At 71.9% G+C, this 22,206-nt stretch carries 17 protein-coding genes; 2 read left to right on the forward strand and 15 right to left on the reverse strand.

The features are described 5' to 3' along the window. Window positions 1–317: 317 nt before the first annotated feature. From THESUDRAFT_RS06535 to pheS, 5 genes are all read right to left on the reverse strand, one after another. Entirely contained in the window at window positions 318–956 is a 639-nt protein-coding gene (locus tag THESUDRAFT_RS06535; protein WP_006903966.1) for an FMN-binding negative transcriptional regulator, read from the reverse strand. Between the two features lie 136 nt (window positions 957–1,092). Beyond that, the gene (locus THESUDRAFT_RS06540; protein WP_006903967.1) at window positions 1,093–3,126 is read right to left on the reverse strand and encodes a PHP domain-containing protein; all 2,034 of its coding nucleotides are present in this window, start codon (window positions 3,124–3,126) and stop codon (window positions 1,093–1,095) included. After that, the gene (locus THESUDRAFT_RS14430; RefSeq protein ID WP_006903968.1) at window positions 3,123–3,653 is read right to left on the reverse strand and encodes a cell division protein ZapA; all 531 of its coding nucleotides are present in this window, start codon (window positions 3,651–3,653) and stop codon (window positions 3,123–3,125) included. The genes THESUDRAFT_RS06540 and THESUDRAFT_RS14430 overlap by 4 nt, the downstream gene beginning before the upstream one ends. A 270-nt stretch (window positions 3,654–3,923) precedes the next feature. Next, window positions 3,924–6,491 carry a phenylalanine--tRNA ligase subunit beta gene (gene pheT / locus THESUDRAFT_RS06550; protein WP_006903970.1) on the reverse strand — a complete coding sequence of 856 codons (2,568 nt, stop codon included), beginning with the start codon at window positions 6,489–6,491 and terminating at the stop codon, window positions 3,924–3,926. Window positions 6,492–6,735: 244 nt separating this feature from the next. Beyond that, the gene (gene pheS / locus THESUDRAFT_RS06555; RefSeq protein ID WP_006903971.1) at window positions 6,736–7,860 is read right to left on the reverse strand and encodes a phenylalanine--tRNA ligase subunit alpha; all 1,125 of its coding nucleotides are present in this window, start codon (window positions 7,858–7,860) and stop codon (window positions 6,736–6,738) included. 1,005 nt (window positions 7,861–8,865) lie between these two features. On the opposite strand from pheS, the gene THESUDRAFT_RS06560 reads away from it, so the two are divergent. Next, window positions 8,866–9,141, forward strand: coding sequence for a TFIIB-type zinc ribbon-containing protein (locus tag THESUDRAFT_RS06560; protein WP_006903976.1), 276 nt, complete (start codon window positions 8,866–8,868; stop codon window positions 9,139–9,141). A gap of 63 nt (window positions 9,142–9,204) precedes the next feature. On the opposite strand, the gene THESUDRAFT_RS06565 is transcribed toward THESUDRAFT_RS06560, so the two are convergent. The 6 genes from THESUDRAFT_RS06565 to infC all read right to left on the reverse strand — a co-directional run bounded on the left by THESUDRAFT_RS06565 (window position 9,205) and on the right by infC (window position 13,970). After that, a complete protein-coding gene (locus THESUDRAFT_RS06565; RefSeq protein ID WP_006903977.1) occupies window positions 9,205–10,065 on the reverse strand; it encodes a TrmH family RNA methyltransferase in 861 nt (286 codons plus the stop codon). Between the two features lie 117 nt (window positions 10,066–10,182). Beyond that, on the reverse strand, window positions 10,183–10,842 hold the full coding sequence (locus THESUDRAFT_RS06570; protein ID WP_006903978.1) for a potassium channel family protein: 660 nt from the start codon (window positions 10,840–10,842) through the stop codon (window positions 10,183–10,185). 130 nt (window positions 10,843–10,972) lie between these two features. Next, the gene (locus THESUDRAFT_RS06575) at window positions 10,973–12,403 is read right to left on the reverse strand and encodes a TrkH family potassium uptake protein (RefSeq protein ID WP_006903979.1); all 1,431 of its coding nucleotides are present in this window, start codon (window positions 12,401–12,403) and stop codon (window positions 10,973–10,975) included. A 99-nt stretch (window positions 12,404–12,502) separates the two neighbouring features. Beyond that, the gene (gene rplT / locus THESUDRAFT_RS06580; RefSeq protein ID WP_006903980.1) at window positions 12,503–12,862 is read right to left on the reverse strand and encodes a 50S ribosomal protein L20; all 360 of its coding nucleotides are present in this window, start codon (window positions 12,860–12,862) and stop codon (window positions 12,503–12,505) included. A 159-nt stretch (window positions 12,863–13,021) separates the two neighbouring features. After that, complete coding sequence (gene rpmI / locus THESUDRAFT_RS06585) at window positions 13,022–13,219, reverse strand: 50S ribosomal protein L35 (RefSeq protein ID WP_006903981.1); 198 nt, start codon at window positions 13,217–13,219, stop codon at window positions 13,022–13,024. A 166-nt stretch (window positions 13,220–13,385) separates the two neighbouring features. Further along, window positions 13,386–13,970 (reverse strand): translation initiation factor IF-3, encoded by a 585-nt coding sequence (gene infC, locus THESUDRAFT_RS06590; RefSeq protein WP_006903982.1) that lies wholly within the window; start codon window positions 13,968–13,970, stop codon window positions 13,386–13,388. A 503-nt stretch (window positions 13,971–14,473) separates the two neighbouring features. Between infC and THESUDRAFT_RS06595 the strand changes: the two genes are divergently transcribed. Beyond that, the gene (locus THESUDRAFT_RS06595; RefSeq protein WP_242823198.1) at window positions 14,474–15,592 is read left to right on the forward strand and encodes a DDE-type integrase/transposase/recombinase; all 1,119 of its coding nucleotides are present in this window, start codon (window positions 14,474–14,476) and stop codon (window positions 15,590–15,592) included. Between the two features lie 122 nt (window positions 15,593–15,714). Here the strand turns inward: THESUDRAFT_RS06595 and nikC are convergent, their stop codons facing one another. The 4 genes from nikC to thrS all read right to left on the reverse strand — a co-directional run bounded on the left by nikC (window position 15,715) and on the right by thrS (window position 21,618). Continuing rightward, window positions 15,715–16,617 (reverse strand): nickel transporter permease, encoded by a 903-nt coding sequence (gene nikC / locus THESUDRAFT_RS06600; RefSeq protein ID WP_006903983.1) that lies wholly within the window; start codon window positions 16,615–16,617, stop codon window positions 15,715–15,717. 39 nt (window positions 16,618–16,656) lie between these two features. Then, a complete protein-coding gene (locus THESUDRAFT_RS06605) occupies window positions 16,657–17,667 on the reverse strand; it encodes an ABC transporter permease (protein WP_006903984.1) in 1,011 nt (336 codons plus the stop codon). Between the two features lie 233 nt (window positions 17,668–17,900). Then, window positions 17,901–19,550: an ABC transporter substrate-binding protein gene (locus THESUDRAFT_RS06610; protein WP_006903985.1), complete on the reverse strand. Its 1,650-nt coding sequence runs from the start codon at window positions 19,548–19,550 to the stop codon at window positions 17,901–17,903. A gap of 151 nt (window positions 19,551–19,701) precedes the next feature. Then, window positions 19,702–21,618, reverse strand: a complete 1,917-nt coding sequence (gene thrS / locus THESUDRAFT_RS06615; protein WP_006903986.1) for a threonine--tRNA ligase — start codon at window positions 21,616–21,618, stop codon at window positions 19,702–19,704. Window positions 21,619–22,206: the final 588 nt, after the last annotated feature.

The following is a 22,206-nucleotide window of genomic DNA, read 5'->3' on the forward strand; positions in this document are numbered from 1 at the left end:
CGACCATAGTCCAGGGGCCCGGCGGATGGCAACGGTGATGCAAGCCGGAGCGGGCTGCGGGCGGGGTGAGCCGGTGACTTGTGCCGGAGGGTCTGCATCGGAGGGCCGGCGCCGGGCACGACGTCGAGTGGCTTCGACCGGCGGACCGCCAGCCGGCCGAAGCAGCCGGTGGCTGCGATGGGTGGCTCGCCGGCCGGTGGCTCCGGCCGGTGGCGCAGCCCGGGGGCCGGTGCCGGGTTGCCCGTGGCGCCAGCCGGCAGGCCGCCGCCGGGTCGCTTCGGGTTGTCCCTCCGGCTCGATTGCTCCCACCGGTGAACCTATCCCTGGGCCGGTCCCTTGAACAGATGCTGCCGGTGGGCCCGCATCCAGGCGGCCACGGCATGGTCCATGGGGTCGGGGGACTCTTCCAGCCGCTCCACAATACGCTTGTAGTCGATGTCCTTCCGGTTCTGGCTCATCTTCGCTTTGGCTTCCAGGCGCGTCACGTCCACCCGAAACCCCACGATACCCTTCATCTGACGAGCCAGCAATTCGGGGGGCAGAGTGTCCCACAGGCGCCCGTTCTCCCGGTGCCCCTCGTATTGGAGCAGCAGGTCCTTGAGGTCCGCTTCGAGCTCTTCCTCCGACAGGCTACGCAGGGTCCCATAGGCGTGAACCGCCAGATAATTCCATGTGGGGACCTCGTCCACCGTATACCAGCTGGAGGAGATGTAGGCGTGGGGACCGTGAAAGATCAGCAAGGCCGTGGTTCCGCCGGCAAAGGTCTCCTTCTGCTCGTTGGCGGCAGCGATGTGCCCCGTAACCCAGATTAGCCCACCCTGCCCATGCACCTGAACGGGAATATGGGTCGCCACCGGTGTGCCACCGGCCGCGGTCACCAGGATGGCAAAGGGATGGGCCCGCATGAAGGCGACGGCTTCCGCCGGGTCCATTTGAAAATGGCGGGGAACGTACACCGAGCCGTACCTCCTATTGGAGCCGGCGGCCGGGTTACCCGCACGGGCCGGCTGGCCGGCTCCCGGCGGCCGGAGCCGCACGGCGCCCCGAACTGTCGTCTTGGGGGCCGTTTGGGCCGAATCACCCTGCCGCCCTTCAGGCGCCAGCAGTCCCTGGCGGCCCGGGCCGCCGGCCCTTGGGCGCCTCCAGCCACGCCAGCAGGGCGTCCCGGTCCAGCGTGTTGAGGACCTGGCCGGGTTCGACCCAGGCGCGGCGGGCCACCTTGACGCCCAGGACCACCTGCTCGAGCTGTTCCGGCGCGTGGGCATCGGTGTCGATGACCAGCCAGACCCCCGCTTCCGCAGCGCGACGGGCCCAGACGGCAGGCAAGTCCAGGCGCTCGGGCGAGGCGTTGATCTCCAGGGCGGTGCCGTAACGCGCGGCGGCGGCGATCACCGCCTCCAGGTCGGCGTCGTAGGGGTCCCGGAAACCCAGCCGGCGTCCCGTGGGGTGGCCGATGATGTCCACGTGGGGGTGTTCGGCCGCCGCCAGCAGGCGCTCGGTCATGGCCTGCCGGTCCAGCTGCAGGTGGGTGTGGACCGACGCCACCACCACGTCGAGGCGGGCCAGGATCTCGTCCGGGTAGTCCAGGCGCCCGTCCTTGAGGATGTCCACCTCCGCCCCCTTCAGGATTTGGAAATCGACCCCCTCCGCCTTCAGCTCGCCGTTCAGGCGGTCGATCTCGGCCCACTGGGCCTCCAGTTCCGCGATCTCCAGCCCGTGGGCCACCTTGAGGGAGCGGCTGTGGTCGCAGATGGCCAGATACCGGTAACCCCGTGCCCGGGCCGCCGCGGCCATCTCGGCGATGGACGCGGCGCCGTCGCTCCAGCGGCTGTGGACATGCAAATCGCCCCGCAGTTGGGCCACGGCCACCACCCGGGGCAGCCGGCCCGCGGCGGCGGCCTCCACCTCACCCTGCCCTTCCCGCAGTTCGGGAGGAACGGGCTCCAGACCCAGGCACCGGTAGAGGGACGCTTCCTCGCCGCTTGCTCCTTCACGGCCACGCCCCGGGGACCGCAACCCCGCCGGCTCCAGTTCCCATCCCCGCTGCCGGGCCCGCTGCTGCAACTGGCGCCAGTGGGCCTGGCTGCCCGTGGTGTAGAGGAGGGCTGCGGCCCGCGCAGCCAGGGGCGCCACCGTGACCCGCACCGGCCAGCCCTCGCCGGTGGTCCCGGCCAGAACCCGCAGGCTGCCGTCCCTATCGGGCCCCACCGGAGCGCCCTTGCCGCCGGCCCCCGCCGGGGCATCCCGGTTACCGGCCCTTGCCCCCGCCGGGGCATCAAGGCCGCCGGAGGCGGCTGCCGTTCCGTCCTGCGGTCCGAGCCAGGCGGCCACCGCAGCGGCCACCACCGCCGGTTCCTCCGCCAGGACCAGCACCTCCGCCGCCTCCACCTGCTCCACGCCGCGCCGGGCGGCGCCTACCGGCAGCGCCTCCACCACACCGGGTTGCCGGCCCAGTTCTTCCGCCACGGCGGACGCCACCGCCAGGGCTTCCCCCAGGTTGAGCCACCGGCCCTCCCGGTCCAGCCGGTCCAGGGCCTCCCGCAGCTTGCGGGTCCGAGCCTCCCCCATGCCCGGCAGGGCGGCCACCCGCCCATCCTCCAGGGCGTCCCTCAGGGCGGCGGGGGAGTCGATGCCCAGCTCGTGGAAGAGCCGTGCCGCCGTCCGCGGGCCCAGGCCGGGAACGGCCAGCAGGGCCTGCACTCCCGCCGGCACCCGGGCACGGAGCTCGTCCAGCAGGCGGGTGGAACCGGTGGCGTAGAAGTCGCGGATCTTGGCGGCGATGGCGGGGCCGATCCCCGGCAGGGAAAGCAGGCGGTCGCCTTCCAGGTACTGGCGCAGGTCGTCCCGCAGGGCGGACACGGTGCGGGCGGCCCGGCGGTAGGCGCCGGCCTTGCGGGCGTCGGTGCCGTCGATCTCCACCAGGTCGGCGATCTCTTCCAGGAGGGCGGCGACCCGCTTGTTGGTCATGGCGGGTACCGAAGCGGCCCCGCCGGGCGGGTCGCCACCGGTCCCGCCCGCGGATTCCGGGCGGGCAGAACGGGCGCCGTCCACCGGTCCGGCGGAATCCCCGGGCCCGCCGGCGGCGCCAGGGCGCGGGCTGCGGCTGGTGCCTTCTTGCGGGCTCACCGGTCATCCCCGGCCGGGGACGCCCCGCCGGACCAGGAGCCATCAGGCCGCCCCGTGGCCGGTCCGCCGGGCCCTGCCGCAGATCCTCCCGCCGGAAGCCCCTGCCCGGCCGCGGCAGTGCTTCCCGGCGCGCCGCCGCTGCCCGGTCCCGCCGGTACCCCGCCGCTCCCGCCCGTGGCACCGGGTGCGGCCGTGCGCGCGCCCTGCCCGGACGAACGGCCGTTGAGTTCCCGCTTGCGCCGGTCCCATTCCCGCTCCAGCATGCCGAGCACGCGCTGGTACTGCTCTTCCAGCTTGGTGAGCTCATCGGCCAGGTTGATGGCGGCCAGGACGGCGATCCGGGTGATGCCCAGGCGCGGGTGGCGCTTGGCGATCTCGTTCATGCGCCGGTCGACCATGTCGGCCAGGCGTTCCATGTACGCCGGGCGCGCCTCACCCCGGAGGACGTACTCCTCCCCGAAGATCCGCACCGTGACCCGGTGGGTTGTCCCCTCGTCCTGACCCCCGGCCGGAGGCACATCACGCATGTCCGGGCCCCTCCCGCGATAGTGCTTTCGGATAGCACCCGCCGTTTCCTGCCGCTTTCGGAAACGGAGCCCCGGGAGAGCCCTTCTCCCGTCACCCCCGCGAGTGCGGGCCCTCCCGCCCCCGGCCGCCACCTCCGGCGGTCGCCCCAGCCGGCGTGCGGACCGCCGCGCCCGCCGGCTGGGGAACCCAGGGCCGGTCCGGGACGCGGCACCCCGGCGCCCCCTGGCGGGAAGGCCCAGCCCGCCGGGCGAGCGCCCCGGCAAGCCGCCCTAGGACCGGGGGGTCAGCCCCATGTCGGCCAGGGCCTGCCGCACCCGGCCGTGGACCCCGTCGACCTCCTCATCGGTCAGGGTGCGGTCCGCCGCCCGGTAGACCAGCGCGAAGGCCAGGCTGACCTGCCCTTCGGGCACCGGCTGCCCCGTGTACCGGTCGAACAGGTGAACGGCTTCCAGCAGCGGGCCCGCCACCTGGCGGATGCGCTGGGTGATGGCCGCCGCGGGCATCTCCTGGGGAGCCAGCACCGCGATGTCGCGGCGCACCGCCGGGAACCGGGGCACCGGCCGGTAGGCGGGTACGGGCTGCACCGCGGGCAGCAGGGCCTCCAGGTCCAGTTCCGCCGCCACGGGCCGGACCGCCAGGTCCCAGGCCGCCGCCACCTGGGGATGCAGCTCGCCCAGCCAGCCTACCCGCCGCCCCTCCAGCCAGAGTCCGGCCGCCCGGCCCGGGTGAAGCCACGGCTCCTCCACCGGCTCCCAGCGGCAGGCCGCCGCCGGGATGCCCAGCTCGTCCAGCAGCGCCTCCAGCACGCCCTTCAGGGTGAAGAAGTCCATGGGGACCGGCGTCGCCGCCCAGTGCAGGCCGCCCAGCTCGCCGAAACCCGCCAGGCCCACCCGGACGGGCTCCGCCGGCAACTCTTCCAGCGGCAGAGACTGGGGGACGAACACAGCCCCCGCCTCGTACACCAGCGCCCCCGCCTGTTGCCGGCGGGCGTTGTAGGCCAGGACGTCCAGCAGGCCGGGCAACAGGGTGGTGCGCAAGAGGCTGTGTTCTTCCGCCAAGGGGTGGAGCAGGGGGATGGCCCGCCGCCAGGGGTGGTCCGGCGGGAGCCTCAGCCCGTCCCACACCGCCGGCCGGGTGAAGGCCCAGCTCACCACCTCCTGGGCCCCGGCCCGGGCCAGGGCCTCCCGCACCTGCCAGGTCAGCGCCAGCCGAGGCGAGACCTGGTCGGGCGCCGGGATCCCGCCCGGCAGCAGGGCGGGGATCCGGTCCAGGCCGTAGACCCGGCCCACCTCCTCGGCCAGGTCCACCTCCCCCTCGATGTCGGTGCGGTAGGAGGGCACCCGGACCTGCCCCGCCTGGGGGTCCACGGCAAACCCCAGCCGCTCCAGCTGACCCGCCATGGTCCTGTCGTCCAGGTCGACCCCGAGCCACTGGCGGAGCCGCTGGGGACGCCAGGGCAGCCGACGCTCGGGAAAGGTCCGGGCCCGGGCGACCGCGGCACCCGGCACCGCCCGGCCGGCGCCGGCCTGCTGGAACAGGTCCATGGCCCGGTTCGCGGCCCGCACCACGCCCTGGGGGTCAACCCCCTTCTCGAAGCGCTGGGCCGCTTCGGTCAGCAGGCCGTGCCGCCGCGCGGTGCGCCGCACCCGCCGCGGCTCGAACCAGGCCGACTCCAGCAGGACCACCCGGGTGGACGGGGTGATCTCCGAATTGCCGCCGCCCATCACCCCCGCCAGGCCGATGGGCCGGGAGGCGTCGGCGATGACCAGGTCGTCCTTCGCCAGGGTACGCCGGCGGCCGTCCAGGGTCTCCAGCACCTCCCCCGGCGCCGCCGAGCGGACCACCACCGTCCCCCCGCCGACGGCCTCCGCATCGAAGGCGTGCAGGGGCTGGCCCAGCTCCAGCATGACGTAGTTGGTCACGTCGACGATGCGGTCGATGGGCCGCATGCCGGCCGCCACCAGGCGCCGGCGCAGCCAGAGGGGCGAGCCGCCCGGCCGCACATCCAGGAGGATCCGGGCCACGTACAGGCCGCACCCCTCAGGGTCGGCGATGCGGACCCTTACAGGCCAGTCGCCTCCCAGGAACGCCTCCGCCGGCCCTGAAGAAGCCTCTCCCCACCCGGATCCGCCGCCGCCGGGCCCGCCCGGCGCCTCCGGCCCCGGGGCGTCCGCGGCCGGGACACCCGCGGCGGCCTGCCTGCCGGATCCCCCTTCCCCCTGCCGGTCCCAGGGAAAGCGCCAGGGACGGCCCGTGGCGGCCGCCAGCTCCCGGGCGATGCCCAGGATGCTCTGGCAATGGGCGGCGTAGTTGGGCGTCAGGCTGAGCTCCAGCACCGGTTCGGTCCAGCCGAGCCAGGGAGCCAGGTCCGCCCCCGCCGCGGGCACCTCCGCGGGGTCGCCCCCGGCCAGGTCCTCCAGGTCGGCCAGCCCGGCCCGGTCGGCCGGTTGGTCCCCCAGGCCCAGCTCGGCGATGGAGCACAGCATGCCTTCCGACGCCACGCCCCGCACGTCCCGCACGCCGATGTTCATCCCCCCGGGCAGCACCGCCCCGGGAAGGGCCATGGCCACCGCCATGCCGGGGCGCACGTTGGGTGCCCCCGTGACCACCGTGAACCGGCCGGCGGGTCCCGCCGCCACCCGGCAGACCTTGAGACCCGCTGCCTCGGGGTGGGGTTCCACCGTCTCCACCCGGGCCGACACCACACCCCGGGCCTCGGGCGCCACCACCGCCACGGCCTCCACTTCCAGCCCCAGGGCGGTAAGCCGCTCCGCCAGGCTCCGGGCATCCTCTTCCACGTCGATGAAGTCCCGCAACCACTCCACCGGCACGCGCACCTTGGCCTTCCTCCCCGTCAGCGCAACACCTTATCCCCTGTCCCACCCTGCCGACCGGGCGGGCCCGGCGACCGGGCGGGCACGACCGGCCGGGGCCGCGGGGCACCGCCGGGCGACCGGCCGGGGCCGTGGGGCACCGCCCGCCAGGCCGTCCGGCCCGCCAGGGGGCCCGGTCGCCGAAACCGGCCCGTCCTCAGGGGCCGGCACGCCCCGCGGCCTGGGGCACCGCGCCCCACCCCGGCCTTCAGCGGAACTGGCCGAGAAACCGCAGATCGTTCTGGAAGAACAGGCGCAGATCGTCGATGTCGTACTTGATCATGGCAATGCGCTCGATGCCCATGCCGAAGGCGAAACCCGAAACCTGCTCCGGGTCGTACCCCCCCGCCCGCAGCACCGCCGGGTGGACCAGGCCCGAGCCGAGGATCTCGATCCAGCCGCTGCCGCCGCAGGTGCGGCAGCCGCTGCCCCCGCACAGGGGACAGGAGACGTCCATCTCGGCGCTGGGCTCGGTGAAGGGGAAGTAGCTCGGCCGGAACCGGTAGCGGGTCTGGGGGCCGAACATGCGCCGGGCGAACTCGGCCAGGGTGCCCTTCAGGTGGGCAAAGCTGACCCCCCGGTCCACCAGCAGGCCCTCCACCTGGTGGAACATGGGCGAGTGGGTCGCATCGTCGTCCCGGCGGTACACCCGGCCCGGGGCGATGATCCGCACCGGCAGCTGGGGCGTCCTGGCCTGCATGTAGCGCACCTGGACCGGGGAGGTGTGGGTGCGCAGCAGGATGTCGTCCGTCAGGTAGAAGGTGTCGTGCATGTCGCGGGCCGGATGGTCCGCCGGGATGTTCAAGGCCTCGAAGTTGTAGTAATCCCGCTCCACTTCCGGCCCTTCGGCCACGGTGAACCCCAGCCCCCGGAAGATGGCGATGATCTCCAGCTCCACCCGGCGCAGGGGATGCCGCCGCCCCCGCAGCACCGGGCGCCCGGGCAAGGTGACGTCGATCCGTTCCGCCGCCAGGCGGCGCCGCTCTTCCTGGGCCTCCAGCTCCCGGCGACGCCGCGACAGGGCCTCCTCCACCGCCTGCCGGGCCGCATTGGCCCGCTGGCCGAAGGCCGGCCGCCGGTCGGGCGGGAGGCTTCCCATCTGCCGCAGCAGCTGGCTGATACGGCCCTTCTTGCCCAGCCACTCGACCCGCAACCGTTCCAGGTCCGCCAGGCTTTCGGCTGCGGCGATGGCGGCCTCCGCCTGGTGCTGCAGCTGGGCGATGCCCTCCGGATCGGGAGCCGGGCCGGACGTACCCCTGCCGGCGCCGGGATCCTCGCCGCGCACCGGCGGCGCCTGTCTCCCCTGCTGGGGTTCCATCGCACCCTGGGTCACCACGTGCCACCTCTTTCCCTAACCCCTGCTCGGCCGGCCCTGCGCGTTACGGGTTGGCCGTGCCTCGACGGGGCCGTGCACGTCCATGGGGACGTCCCCTAGACGGGTTTGCAGCCAACAAAAAAGCCGCCCCCTCCGGGGGCGGACGAGCTCCGCGGTACCACCCTGGTTCGCGCCGGCCTCGCGGCACGGCGCCTCGGCGGGTCGGCACGGCACAACCCGGGCCCGGGCCGCTGCGACGGCGCCGGGCGCCACGCCGGGCGCCACGCCCCTGGGCCCCGACACCGTGACCGACCGCTGGGGCGATAACGGGCCCCTCCCGGAACGACCTACTGGGACGAACCGGCTTCCACCGCACACCGGCTTGGCCGCCGCATCTCGCCCGTTCAGCCGCCTGCTCCCGGGGGAACTTCATCCGGCCGTCGCCCGGGCGGGCTTGCAGCCTCCGGCCCGCCCTCTCTGCAGGGCCGTCTCCGGACTACTCGACCCGTTCCTCGCAGATCTGCTGGAAGATCGCCTGGCTGTCGCTGGCTACGCTGAAGGGAGGCGCCGCCTGGGATCGGCCTGCGCCCGCCGCCGATGGGCGGTTCGGCGATGGGGCGGTTGTCGAACCGGCCCCTGGGACATGCCGTTGAGGGCGGTGACGGTACGGATCCGGTTGCCATGGCACCCACCGGCTGCCGCCGCTGCCGGCGCCCGTCAGCCGTCGGCGCCCAGGAACAACCGGTACAGCAGAAACGCCACCACCGACCCGGTGCGCTCGAACAGCTGCCAGAAGACGTCGGCCGTCAGCGGACCCATCTCCGCACCTCTCCCTGCCTGGCGGCCGCCTGCCAGTTGCGGGCATTATAGCATGGCTCCGGGAAATCCCACAACCAGCGCCAGGGCACGGCCATCCCAAACCCCGCCCCGGGCCCGGTGCGGGCCTTTTCCACCGGCCCTGCCCTGCGGGTCTGGCTGGCTCCGCCCGGCCCCCTGGGCTACCATGGGCTGGGAGGTGGGATCATGATCCGCTGCCCGTTGTGCGAGGTGCCCATGCGCGAGGTCCAGCGTCGCGGCGTGACCATCGACGTGTGTCCCGAGTGCCGCGGCGTGTGGCTCGACCGGGGCGAGCTGGAGAAGCTCCTGGCCGGCGCCGAGCGCTGGGAGGAGGAAGACTTCCGGCACCGCGGGGAGACCGGCCATGAGGTCCCGTACACGCGTCACCCCTACGGCCGCAAGCGGCGCAAGCACTTTCTCGACGATCTGTTCGATTTCGACCTGCCCTTCTTCGGCGACTGAACCTGGGCGACCGGGCTTCTCGGGACGGGCTGCGGCCACCCGATTCGGCCGGAGGGCCGCCGCTCAGGAGAGGGCCCCCGCCCCCTGGCCGGTCCCGGGCCCGGAACCGGAATTCGCAGCCTGCCGGGCCGCCTCGTAGAGCAGGATGGTCCCGGCCATGGCCACGTTAAGGGACCCGATGCCCCCCGCCAGCGGGATGGCCACCCGGCCCGTGGCCTGCCCGGCCACCGCGGGGCTGACGCCGGCCCCTTCGTTGCCCACCACGAGCAGGGCGGGGCGGCGCCAGTCCACATCCCAGCAGGCGGTGGCCGCACCGGCCTCGGCCACCCACACCGCCAGGCCCGCCGCCCGGGCGGCGCGGGCGGCCTCCGCCGCGTCGCCCGCCCGGGCCAGCGCGAGCCGCAGGCAGGCGCCGGCCGACGCCCGCACGGCCCGAGGGTGAAAGGGATCGACGGTACCCGGTACCATCACGGCTCCCGCCGCCCCGAGCCCCTCGGCCGCCCGCAACAGGGTCCCCAGGTTGCCCGGGTCCTGCACGCCATCGGGCAGCAGGGCCAGGGGCAGGGAGGCCGCTGCCACTCCCTGCCACCAGCTGGGACCGGCGGGGCCGGGTTCGTCCACGGCCACCTCCGCCACGATCCCCTGGGGCGTTTCGGTCAGGGCCACCTCCGCCAGCAGCCGGTCCGGCACCTCCGCCAGCTGGCAGCCGGCCGCGGCCAGGTCGCGCAGCAGAGCCGCTCCTGCCGCCGAGGATGCAAAGGCGGCGGTGTACACGGCCTGGCGGACGACCCGGCCGGCCGCCAGCGCCTCGGCCACGAAGCGACGCCCCTCCACCAGGGTGGCGCCCAGGCGCCGGCGGTGGCGACGCTCCTGGAGCTGGCGCAGCCGCTTGATCCGCGGGTTGTGGGGCGATGTGATGAGCATGGCGCTGGCCTGCGGTCCCTCCCCTGCCCGGTTGCACGCCCGGTGGCAGGCCGCCCGCTGGTCCCGCCGGCGGGCGGGGCCATGCCGGAGGGCAGGGTCACGGCCGGTACCGGGCGGCTAGAGGCCGAGTTCTTCCTGCATGCGGCGGATGTTCTCGTTGCTGCCGATGACCACCACCAGGTCCCCCGCCTGGATGGTGGCCCCGGCGCCCGGGGCCACGATCACCTCGTCCCCGCGCCGGAGGGCGATGACCGTCACCCGGAAGCGGTTGCGCAGCCGCAGCTGCTCCAGCGTCTTGCCCACCATGTCCCCGCCGGCCTGAAGTTCGACCACGCTGATGTCCGGCGAGACCTCGATGTAGTCCAGGAAGTGGGCCGATACCATGCGCTGGGCCAGGCGAATGCCCATGTCCCGCTCGGGGAAGACCACCCGGTCGGCGCCGATGCGCTGCAGCACCCGGCCGTGATGCTCGCTGACGGCCTTGGCCACCACCCGCCGGACCCCCATCTCCTTCAGCATGAGGGTCACCAGGACGCTGGCCTCCAGGTCGCCGATGGCCACCACCACCACGTCGAAGTTGCGCAGGCCCAAGGACCGCAAGACGTCCTCGTCGGTGGCGTCGGCGGTCACCACGTGGGTGGCGTGCTGGACCATGTCCTGCACCACCTGCTCGTCGGAGTCGATCCCCAGCACGCTGAACCCCATCTCGTACAGGGTGGTCGCCACCGCCCGGCCGAACCGGCCGAGCCCGATGACGGCAAACTCCCGGACGGGCATCCGCCCTTCCCCTCCTTGACCTCTTCCTGGGTCCTTGCCGGGGCGCCCCCGGCAAGGATCGTCGCGGCCGCCGCGGCGGCCTCCCCGGGCCGGAGCTGCCGCGGCCTGGCGTGCCGCCACGGCCTGCAGCCTATCCCACCAGCACCCGCTCTTCGGGGTACCGCACCGCCCGCGGGCGCCGGCCGCGCCGGGTCAGGGCGACGGCCACCGTCAGGGGCCCGACCCGCCCAGCATACATGGTAAGCAGAATCAGCACCTTGCCCGCCGCCGTCAGCTCCGGCGTGATGCCCAGGCTCAGGCCGACGGTGCCAAAGGCGCTGACCACCTCAAAGACCGTCGCCTCCAGGGAATGACCGTCCCAGAGCAGCATGCCCACGGTCACCGCCAGCACCAGGCCCGCGGCCATCACCGCCAGGGCCAGGGCCTTGGCCACGACCAGCGTGGGGATGCGCCGCTCCATCAGCACCAGCTCGTCCTCGCCGCGGACGGTGGCCCGCACCGTGGCCAGAAGCAGGGCCAGGGTGGTGGTCTTGATGCCGCCGGCCGTGCCTGCCGGCGAGCCGCCGACGAACATGAGCAGGATGGTGGCGAGGACCGTGAGGTTGGTCAGCTCGGCCATGGGCAGCATGTTGAAGCCGGCCGTGCGCGGCGTGATGGAGTGGAAGAGGGCGGCCCAGAACCGGCCCCCCGGGGAGAGCCGGCCCATGGTGGCCGGGTTCGACCACTCGCCGGCCGCCACCAGCACCGTGCCCAGCACCAGCAGGGCCGCCGTGGTCCACAGCACCAAGCGCGTGTGCAGGGACAGCCGGTGCCGCGGATGGCGGAGACGCCGGCCCAGGTCCGCCAGCACGGTGAAGCCCAGGCCTCCGGCCACGATCAGCCCGCCGATGGTCAGGGTGATGACCGGGTCACCGGCGAACCGCTCCAGGCTGGGCCGCCGGCTGTCAAAGACGTCGAACCCGGCGTTGTTGAAGGCGGAAACGGCGTGGAAGAGGCCGCGATAGGCCGCCAGGCCGAAGGGCATGTCGTAGGCCTGCCACCAGTACAGGGTGAGCAGGGTCGCCCCCACCACTTCAAATCCTGCGGTGACGGCCGCCACGTACAGCACCAGCCGGACCATGCCCGCCGGCGAGAGCTGGCCCAGGGATTCCTGGATCAGCAGGCGCTCCCGGAAGGTGATGCGCTTGCCCACCAGGATGGCGAAGAGGGTCGACATGGTCATGATGCCCAGGCCGCCCACCTGGATCAGCGCCAGGATGATGAGCTCGCCCGCCGTGGAGAAGGTCTCGGCGGTGTTCACCACCACGAGCCCCGTGACGCACACCGCCGACGTGGCCGTGAAAAGGGCGTCCAGGAAGCTCACCCGGTGGCCGGGCTCCCAGGCGAAGGGCAGGCTCAGCAGCAGGCCGCCCAGCAGGATGACCCCGGCAAACCCCAGGGCCAGCACCCGGGCCGGGTTGGGCTCGCGGACCGGACCGGCCCGGCCTTCGCCGGCAGCCCACCGGGTGCCGGGTTCCTCCGGGCCAGGGCCGTTGCCTGTTGAACCGGCGGATCGGGACATCGCGTAGCGGGTTCCTCCTGATGAAGGCCCATCAATTGGAACGGAAGAACAAGCGGGGCGGCCCGCCGTGGCGAGCCGCCCCGCGCCGCCGGCCCGGCGTCAGGTGCCCAGGGCCTGGCGGGCGCGTTCCACCACCGCCCGGAAGGCCGCTCCGTCCCGGACGGCCAGGTCGGCCAGCACCTTCCGGTTGAGCCCCACGCCGGCCTTGCGCAGGCCGCTCATCAGCCGGCTGTAGGACAGCCCGTACTGCCGTGCGGCCGCGTTGATCCGCTGGATCCAGAGCCGGCGGAAGTCCCGCTTGCGTGCCCGCCGGTCCCGGTAAGCGTACCAGAGGGAGTGCAGCACCTGTTCGTTGGCAGCACGGAACGTCTTGCTCCGCCGGCCGTAATAGCCGCGGGCGAGCTTCAGGATCTTCTTGTGCCGGCGGCGTGTCCGGGGACCGCCCTTGACCCGTGGCATGAAAACCTTCCTCCTTACGCCTTGCTGGCGACGCCTTGCTGGCGGATGGCATGATGCCGCGTCGACTGCCACCGCGCGCCGCGGCGGGACCGTCGCTGCTTCCCGCCGGGGCCTGCCGCTGGTCCTCGGGCGGCCATGGCCGCCTGGACCGTAGCGGCCTTACTGGTACGGCAGCAGCTTGCGCACGGTCCTGGTGTCAGCCTTACCCAGCACCGCGGGCTGGCGCAGGCGCCGCATGCGCTTGCCCGTCTTCTTCTCGTTCAGGTGCCCGCGGTTGCTGCGCTGGTGCTTGAAGCGCCCCCGCGCCGTCCGGCGGAACCGCTTGGCCGCACCGCGGTGGGTCTTCATCTTGGGCATGGGGCCCGCCTCCTTCGGTCAACGTTGGAGAATTGGCACATTGTCAGACAAGCTAGCCGCTGCGGGCGGCTTGCACGGATGCCGGGACTCACCGCCGGGTGGCCGCCCCGCGGCGGCCACCGGGTTGCGGCCAGGCCCCGTCACCGGTCATGGGACGAACCGGATGTCATGTGGCGCGCGATTCCTCGCCCGCAGGACCCGCGGCGCCCTCGCCCTCCCCGGCCGCCGGCCGGGCCTCGGCGCGGGACGCACCCACCACCTGGGGGCGTGGGGCCAGGACCATGGTCATGTTCCGGCCTTCCACCACGGGGCGGCGCTCGATGGTGGCGATGTCCTCCACCGCCCTGGCCAGGCGCTCCAGCACCTGGCGCCCCAGGTCGGCATGGACGATCTCCCGCCCCCGGAACATGATGGTGGCCTTGACCTTGTCGCCGTCCTCGAGGAACCGCCGGGCATTGCGCAGCTTGACCTCGAAGTCATGCTGGTCGATGCGCGGCCGCATCTTGACCTCTTTGATATCCACAATCTTTTGCCGCTTGCGCGCTTCCCGATCCCGTTTCGCCTGCTCGTATTTAAACTTGCCGTAGTCCATGATGCGGCACACGGGCGGCCGGGCCTGCGGTGCCACCTCCACCAGGTCCATGTTCCGCTCGTAGGCCATGCGCAGGGCTTCGTGGGTCGGGAAGATGCCCAGCTGCTCGCCCTCGGGCGAGATGACCCTGACCTCGCGCACGCGAATCTGCTCGTTCACGCGCAGGTCCCTGACGATTGCGCGTCACCTCCGGAAGTTTGGCCGGCACCCCACCACCCGCCCTTGCCGCCCGGGTGGAGGTACCCGTCCCATGACCTGCCGTACGACCGCAAAAACAGCAAACGGGCGCAAGCGGCGCCCGCTCATCCCCCGGGCGGCTCCACGGCACCCTGCCCCTGCCGCCGGCACCCCGTGTGCAGGTGCCCGCGGCGCGCCAGGATCGCCACCGGGCCGCCCGGCCCGAAACCCCAGTCGCAGTTTGGACGCGCTGGGGTGGGAAGCTCGTGCTTCCGCTTGCCTGCCGGTTGAGACAAAAATGCCAGCCGGTCGCAGGATGCGACTAGCCTGAGGCATTGTAGCACCGGTGCCAGAGGCCGTCAATCGCCCGCAATCACTCAGCCAAAATGTAACCGAAGGGGTCCCGGATCACTCACGGAGAAATCTTACCGAAGGGACGTGCTGTGCCAATGTCGCTCGCCAGCCGCCGGGAGTATCTCGCCACCATGCGAGAACGGTATTGGGCGGCCCGAACCCGCCGGGAACGCACCGAGATCCTGAACGAAGTCCAGCAAGTCTGTGGGTATCACCGCAAGTACGCGATCCGGGTCCTCCGACAGGCTACGCCGCCGGCCCCGGCCAAGCGCCGTCGCAAGCGGGCCCTGCGCTACCTGGAGGCCTTGCCGGTCATCGCGCGGGTCTGGGAAGCGCTGGACTACCCTTGCGCCGAACGGCTTCACCCGGTCCTCTTGCCCATGGCCGAGCACCTGGCCGCCCATGGGGAAGTGGTCCTCACCGGGGCCGTTCGCGACGCCCTTCGGCAGATCAGCCGCGCCACCCTGGCCCGCCGCCTCGCTGCGATGCCCTCGCCCAAGCCGCGCCGTCGGCTTCCTCGTCCGCGACCGGGGCTGCTGCAAAGCCAGATCCCCATGGCCACCTACGACTGGGACGAAGCCCGGCCCGGGGCCTTGGAGGTCGATCTGGTCGAACATAACGGCGGCTCGACCGCCGGCCAGTACGCGTACACCCTCAGCATGGTCGACATCGTGACGGGCTGGAGCCGCCGCCGCGCCTTGCTCGGCCGAAGCCAGCGCGCCGTCCACGAAGCCATCCAGGACCTGATCGCCCAATGGCCCTATCCCGTCTGGGGCCTGCACACCGACAACGGCGCGGAGTTCGTCAACCATCACCTGCACCGGTACGCCGAAGCGCACCACCTGACGTTCACCCGCAGCCGCCCCTATCGCAAGAACGACAACGCCCACGTCGAGCAGCGCAACCGCCAGCTGGTCCGGGAGATCGTCGGCTATGCCCGCTACGACCGCCCCGAGCAGGTCGAACAGCTCAACCGGCTCTACGCCCGCTTGGACCTCTACGCCAACCTGTTCCTCCCAACCCGGAAGCTCAAGAACAAGGTCCGGGAGGGCGCCCGGGTGCGCAAATCCTACGACGCCGCCCGGCCCCCGCTGGATCGCATCCTCGAGCGCGACGTGCTCTCGCCCGAGGAACGGGCGCGCTGGCTGGCCCTTCGCCAGTCTCTCAACCCCCTAAAGCTCCATCGGGAGCTGGACGACCTGATCGCTGGCCTCCAGCAACCCCCGGAAACGACCATGTCCGCCGATTGAGGTGTTCGGTAACATCCTTACGTGAGTGATCAGGACCCGTTGGGTAACATTTTTAGCTGAGTTGACACGTCGCCGCCGGGGTGCCGTGCCGGCGGCGCCGGAGCCGGGATCGGCCCGTGACGTCAATCGTCCCGGGCCCGGGGATCCAGGAGGTCCCGCAAGCCGTCACCCAGGAGGTTGAAGCCCAGAACCACCAGCATGATGGCCAGCCCGGGAAAGGTCATGTTCCAGGGTGCCACGCGGAAGACCGTCCGGGCATCGTTGAGCATTCGCCCCCACTCCGGCTGGGGCGGCACCGCGCCCAGCCCGAGAAAGCTCAGGGCCGCCGCATCCAGGACCGCCGTCCCCACGCCCAGGGTGCCCTGAACGATCAGCGGCGCCAGGGCGTTGGGAAGGATGTGGCGGACGATGATCCGCGCATCGGAAAAGCCCAGGGCGCGCGCCGCCGCCACGTAGTCCTGCTCCCGGAGCGAGAGCACCTGGCCGCGCATCAGCCGCATGTACTGGGGCACCGCGACCAGCGCGACGGCGTACATGGTGTTCTCCAGGCTGGGTCCCAGGAAGGCGGCAAAGGCGATGGCCAGCAGGATGCTGGGGAAAGCCAGCATCAGGTCGACCAGCCGCCCGGAGACCATGTCGAACCAGCCGCCGTAGTACCCCGCCAGGGCCCCCCACACGGTGCCCGCCACGGCCGCCATCAGCATCGACACCACGCCCACCCGCAGGGAGATCCGGGCCCCGTAGATGATGCGGCTCAGGACGTCGCGGCCCTGGTGGTCCGTGCCCAGCCAGTGCTCGGCCGAGGGCGGCTGGAGGCGTTGCAGCAGGTTCGCGTCGTCCGTGGGATGGTAGGGTGCCAAAAGCGGGGCCAGCAGGGCGACCAGGACGAAGGCCAGGACGATACCCCCACCCAGGACCGCCGAGCGGTGGCCAAGAAAGCGGCGCCAGAATCCGTGGCCCAGCGGCAGCGGAGCGGCCGGCGGCAGAGAGGCTGCGGATTCCACTTGGCGGGACAGGGCTGCCATGCATCTCCCTCCGTGCGGTTCCCGGGCACCAGCCGGTGATCAGTCGTAGCGGATGCGCGGGTCCACCAGGGCGTAGAGCAGGTCGACCACCAGGTTGGTCAGCACGAACAGGGTGGCCACGAAGAACACGGCACCCTGCACGGCGGGATAGTCGCGGTAGCCGATGGAATCGACGATGTACCGTCCCACGCCGTTCAGGGAAAAGATGGTCTCCGTCAGCACCGCGCCGCCCAGCAGGCTGCCCACCTGGAGGCCCGTCACCGTCAGAACGGGCAGCATGGCATTGGGCAGGGCGTGCCGCAGCGTGACGATGCGCTCCAGAAGGCCCTTGGCCCGGGCCGTGCGCACGTAATCCTGCCGAAGCACCTCCAGCAGGCTGGAGCGGGTCATGCGCGCGATGAAGGCGGCCGGGATGGTGGCCAGGGCCAGGGCGGGCATGACCAGGTGCCGGGCGGCATCGACGAAGGCAGGCAGGTTGCCCACCAGCAGGGTGTCCACAAGGTACATGCCGGTGATGAAGGGGACCTGGGCCTCGTACTGCACCGACAGCCGGCCCGACGGCGGCAGCCACTTCAGGTCGACGGCCAGGTAGTACATCATCACGAGCCCCAGCCAGAAGATGGGCATCGAGACGCCGACCATGGATCCCGCCATCACGCCGTAGTCAAGGATGGTGCGGCGCCGTACGGCGGCGATGACGCCGGCCAGCACCCCCAGGGGGATCGCCACCAGCATGGCGGCAAAGGTCAACTCGATGGTCGCCGGCAAGCGGACGGCAATGTCCCGGCTGACGGGCAGGCCGCTGCGCAGGGAGCGCCCCAGTTCCCCCCGCAACAACTGGCCGGCGAAGCGCCCGTATTGCACCCAGAAGGGATCGTTGAGCCCCATCTCCTCCCGCAGCCGGGCCAGCATCTCCGGCGTGGCCCGTTCCCCCAGGATGGCCTGGGCCGGATCGCCGGGGATCAGGTACAAGAAACCGAAGACGGCCACCGAGATGCCGAACAGGGTCGGAATGAGCAGCAACAACCGTTTGATCACGTACCGCAGCACGCTCTCGCCTCGCTATCTCCGGCCGCTGGCCCGCCCCGCGCCCGCACCTGCTGCCGGGTGCCACCGGGGTGCCTCCGGCGGCCTTGGGTCCCGGGCAAGGCGCAGGCCGGGACGGGGTCCCCGCCCCGGCCTGCGCCCCGACCGTTCCCCTTCGCCACCTGCTGCCCGGCCGGCACCTGGCCGCCGGTAGCACCCGGCGAACCTCCGGGCCTGCACCCGCGACTTGGCGGGCCTTAGCGGGTGACCGACACCTTGTGCAGCTTCTCGCTGCCCAGCGGGCTCGGGACCAGCCCCTCCACGCCCTTGCGCACGATGATGGGCGAGCGGGCGTGGGCCAGGGGGATCATGGGCACGTCCCGGTGGATGATCTCCTGCGCCTGCCGGTAGAGCTGCTCCCGCTGGCCCTGGTCCGGGGTGCGCTGCGCCCGCACCAGCAGCTGGTGCACCTCCTCGCTGCGGTAGAAGGAGATGTTGCCGGCACCGGGCGTGCGGGCGTTGTCCTTGTCCAAGAGCACGTACAGGAAGTTGTCGGGGTCGCCGTTGTCGCCGATCCAGCCCAGCAGGGCCATGGGATGCTCCCCGTTGCCCGTCTTCTCCAGGTAGACGTCCCACTCGTGGCGGACGATCTCCGCCTGGATGCCCACGGCCGCCAGCTGCTGCTGGATGGCCTCGGCGATCTGCTCGGGCTGGGGCATGTAAGGCCGCGGCACGGGCATGGTCCAGAGCTCCGTCTGGAACCCGTCGGGGTAGCCGGCCTCCGCCAGAAGCTGCTTCGCCCGCTCGGGATCGTACTCGTAGTCCTGGATGTCATCGTTGTAGCCCCACATGGCGGGCGGCATGGGGTTCTTGGCCACCTGGCCCAGATCGCCCCAGAAGGCCTTGACCAGTTCCTCCTTGTTGATGGCGTGGGCGATGGCCTGGCGCACCCGCACGTCGTTGAAGGGCTCCTTGTCGTTGTTGAGCGCCAGATAGCCGACGTTGTTCGCATCGCGGTAGAGGATGTCAAACTGGCCGGTGTCGATGGTGGGCAGGTCGGCCGGGTTCGGGTCTTCCATCACGTCGATGGTCCCCGCCATCAGTTCGGCCAGCCGCGCCGAGTTGTCCTTGATCGCCTTGTAGACGATCCGCTTCATCTTGGGTTTCGGCTCGCCCCACCACTGGTCGTAGGCCTCCAGCACGATCTGCTGGTCCGGGACCCATTCCACGAACTTGTAGGGTCCGGTGCCCACCGGATTGCGGCCGAAGTCGGCGCCGTACTTCTTGATCGCCTCGGGGCTGGCGATGGCGAAGCTCGGCATCGCCAGGTTCTGCAGGAAGGGCGCCAGCGGCTCCCGCAAGGTGAAGCGGACGGTGTACTGGTCCACCGCTTCGACCTTCTCGATCACCGACTCCTCGTCGAACCCGCCGAACATGTAGGCGAAGTATTCGAAGTTCTCGCCCTCGTGCCGGTAGGGGTTGTCCGTCTTCATCCAGCGCTCGAAGTTGAAGACCACGGCCTCGGCGTTGAAGGGCGTGCCGTCGTGGAAGGTGACGCCCTGGCGCAGGTGGAAGGTCCAGACCTTGCCGTCGTCGCTGACCTCCCAATCGGTGGCCAGCCACGGCTCGACCTCCGTCTTGCCCTCCTTGAACTCCACCAGCGTGTCGAAGATCTGGTGGGTGACCTTCATGGACTCGCCGTCGGTGACGTTGGCCGGATCCAGGGACACCGAATCGCCGCCGCGCCCCCAGACCAGGGTGTCCGCCGGCAGGCCGGCCTCCCCGCCGCCGCTGCCCCCGCCACCCTCACCCGAAGGCTGGGCCGGCGCGCCGCACGCCGTGGCCAGGACCGCCAGGACGGCCACCAGCGCCAGCGCCTGCAGGCGCCGCCGCCACGTCTTCACCATCACAGCCCCCCTCACCCTTCGGCCCGGGAGTGATCTACACCGCCCTGCCGCCCGCGGGCGCAAGGCGCGCCGGCGGCACGGTTCCGGGTCCGTGTTGGGGTGGATTTCGCCGCGCTGGACGAGGTTCCTCCCCAAAAAATGGTCAAACTGGTCAAGCCGGGTTCCCCTGCCGCTGTGCCACCTTCTCGGTGATGAGGCGCACGAAGTCTTCCAGGGACTGGCTGCCCAGATCACCCCGGTCCCGGCTGCGCACGGCGACCTGGCCCTCCTGGGCCTCCCGATCGCCGACCACCAGCATGTAGGGCACCTTTTCCACCTGGGCCTGGCGGATCTTGTACCCGAGCTTCTCGTCCCGGGCATCGACCTCGACCCGCAGGCCCGCCGCCCGCAACCGTTCTTCCACCCGGCGCGCGTAGTCGTGGTGCCGGTCGCTGACGGGCAGCACCCGCACCTGCACCGGGGCGAGCCAGACGGGGAAGGCGCCGGCGTAGTGCTCGATCAGGATGCCGATGAAGCGCTCCAGGGACCCCATGATGGCCCGGTGGATCATCACCGGCCGCTGCTCCTGGCCCGCGGCGTCCACGTAGGTCAGGTCGAACCGGATGGGCATCTGGAAGTCCAGCTGCACCGTGGCCGTCTGCCACTTCCGCCCCAGGGAGTCGATCACGTAGAAGTCCAGCTTGGGGCCGTAGAAGGCGCCGTCGCCGGGCGCCAGGGTGTAGTCCCGGCCCGCCGCCTCCAGGGCCCGCGCCAGGGCCGCCTCCGCCCGCTCCCACAAGGCCGGATCGCCCATGAACTTCTCCGGCCGCGTGGCCAGCTTGATCTCGTAGGGCATGCCGAAGGTGCCGTAGATGGTGTCGACCAGCTCCAGGACGCGGCCGATCTCCTCTTCGATCTGGTCCTCCCGGACGAACAGGTGGGCGTCGTCCTGCTCGAAGCCTCGTACCCGCAAGAGCCCGTGCAGCGTGCCGGAGCGCTCGAAGCGGGCCAGCCGGCCGTATTCCGCCAGGCGGAGGGGCAGGTCCCGGTAGGAGCGGATCCGGCTGCGGTAGAGCAGGCAGTGCCCCGGGCAGTTCATCGGCTTGACGCCGAACAGGGCATCCTCCCGCTCGATCAGGAACATGTTGTCGCGATAGTGCTCCCAGTGGCCCGAGCGATGCCACAGGTCGACCTTCAGGATCTCGGGGGTGCGGACCTCCTGGTAGCCGTAGCGCGCCTGCAGCTCCCGGGAGAACTGTTCCAGGAGCCCGTACACCGTGGCCCCCTTGGGATGCCAGAAGGCGTACCCCGGCGCCACCTCCTCGAAGTGGAAAAGGTCGAGCTCGGGGCCCAGCTTGCGGTGGTCGCGGCGCCTGGCCTCCTCCAGCCGCTGGAGGTGCTCCTCCAGCTCCCGGGCGGAGGGGAAGGCGGTGCCGTAGATGCGGGTCAGCATCGGCCCCTTCTCGTCGCCCTTCCAATAAGCGCCCGCCACGCCGGTGAGCTTGAAGGCCTTGATCCGCCCGGTGGACGGCAGGTGAGGCCCCCGGCAGAGGTCGACGAACTCCCCCTGCTCGTAGACCGTCAGCGGCTCGTCCTCCGGGATGGACTCGATGATCTCGACCTTGTACCGCTCCCCCCGCTGCCGGAAGAGATCCAGGGCCTCCTGCCGGCTGACCGGCCGCCGGCGGATGGGCAGGTCTTCCTGTACGATCCGGGCCATCTCCTGCTCGATGGCTTCCAGATCGTCCGTGGAGAGGGGCCGGGGGGTCTGGATGTCGTAGAAGAACCCGTCCTCCAGCGGCGGCCCCACGGCCAGCTGGGCTTCCGGCCAGAGGCGCTTCACCGCCTGGGCCATCAGGTGGGCCGTGCTGTGGCGGTAGACCTCCCGCCCCGCCTCGTCGGCGAAGGTGAGAATCTCCAGCCGGCCGTCCTCTTCGAGGGGCCGGTTCAGGTCGATGACCTGCCCGTTCCAGCGGGCCGCCACCGCGTCCCGGGCCAGGCGCGGGCCGATCTGCTGGGCCACCTCCAGGGGCGTGATGCCCCGGGGCAGTTCCCGACGGCTGCCGCCGGGCAGCTCGACCACGATCATGGTCCCGGTTTCCTTACGTGCCGGTTCGTCCAACGTCCCTCACCGTCCTTCCAGGAATCTGCAGCGGGCAAATGAAAAGGGCCCCGTCCCAAAGGGACGAGGCCCGCCGGCCTCGCGGTTCCACCCTTTTTGGTGCCACCCGGGGCGGGAGCCAGCCCCCTCCCGCTTGGCACCCTCTTTCTGCCCGGTAACGGGGGCTACCGGCCGGTCTTCGGTGCTGCAGGGAGGCTCGTGCAGCCTCCGCGGGCCGCGGCCCCGGTCGCCGCCGCGCCGGCAACAGCTGCCCGCCCGCTCCCGGCCCCCGGCGGGGGTGCCGCTGTTCCGGGGCGGCGGCGCCGCCGGCCGGTCGAACCCCGCCGCCGGGGCCCTGCGCTCGCACCTGGGACCGGCAACTCCGGGGTGGTAACCGGCGGTGGCCTTCCGGGGCAGGCTCCCAGCCCCCCGCCCGCGGTTCCCGGCTACACTCCACCCCGGGCTGGCCGCAGCGGGGGACCCGCCCTCTCTGGCGGGGCCGCTCCTCCGGTCGTGTCCCCTTCATCGTCGCCGGCGTGCCCGGATCCTCCGGGCACCGGTTTGGCCGAAATTATA

It is taken from the genome of Thermaerobacter subterraneus DSM 13965, from assembly GCF_000183545.2.
Classification (GTDB): Bacteria; Bacillota; Sulfobacillia; order Thermaerobacterales; family Thermaerobacteraceae; genus Thermaerobacter; species Thermaerobacter subterraneus.

Coding starts and splice junctions, on each gene's coding strand:
- thrS (WP_006903986.1), bottom strand. CDS start 21,618: ATGATCGTGGTCGAGCTGCCCGGCGGCAGCCGTCGGGAACTGCCCCGG.
- THESUDRAFT_RS06610 (WP_006903985.1), bottom strand. CDS start 19,550: ATGGTGAAGACGTGGCGGCGGCGCCTGCAGGCGCTGGCGCTGGTGGCC.
- THESUDRAFT_RS06575 (WP_006903979.1), bottom strand. CDS start 12,403: ATGTCCCGATCCGCCGGTTCAACAGGCAACGGCCCTGGCCCGGAGGAA.
- rplT (WP_006903980.1), bottom strand. CDS start 12,862: ATGCCACGGGTCAAGGGCGGTCCCCGGACACGCCGCCGGCACAAGAAG.
- nikC (WP_006903983.1), bottom strand. CDS start 16,617: ATGGCAGCCCTGTCCCGCCAAGTGGAATCCGCAGCCTCTCTGCCGCCG.
- THESUDRAFT_RS06570 (WP_006903978.1), bottom strand. CDS start 10,842: ATGCCCGTCCGGGAGTTTGCCGTCATCGGGCTCGGCCGGTTCGGCCGG.
- rpmI (WP_006903981.1), bottom strand. CDS start 13,219: ATGCCCAAGATGAAGACCCACCGCGGTGCGGCCAAGCGGTTCCGCCGG.
- THESUDRAFT_RS06560 (WP_006903976.1), top strand. CDS start 8,866: ATGATCCGCTGCCCGTTGTGCGAGGTGCCCATGCGCGAGGTCCAGCGT.
- THESUDRAFT_RS06565 (WP_006903977.1), bottom strand. CDS start 10,065: ATGCTCATCACATCGCCCCACAACCCGCGGATCAAGCGGCTGCGCCAG.
- THESUDRAFT_RS06595 (WP_242823198.1), top strand. CDS start 14,474: ATGCGAGAACGGTATTGGGCGGCCCGAACCCGCCGGGAACGCACCGAG.
- THESUDRAFT_RS14430 (WP_006903968.1), bottom strand. CDS start 3,653: ATGCGTGATGTGCCTCCGGCCGGGGGTCAGGACGAGGGGACAACCCAC.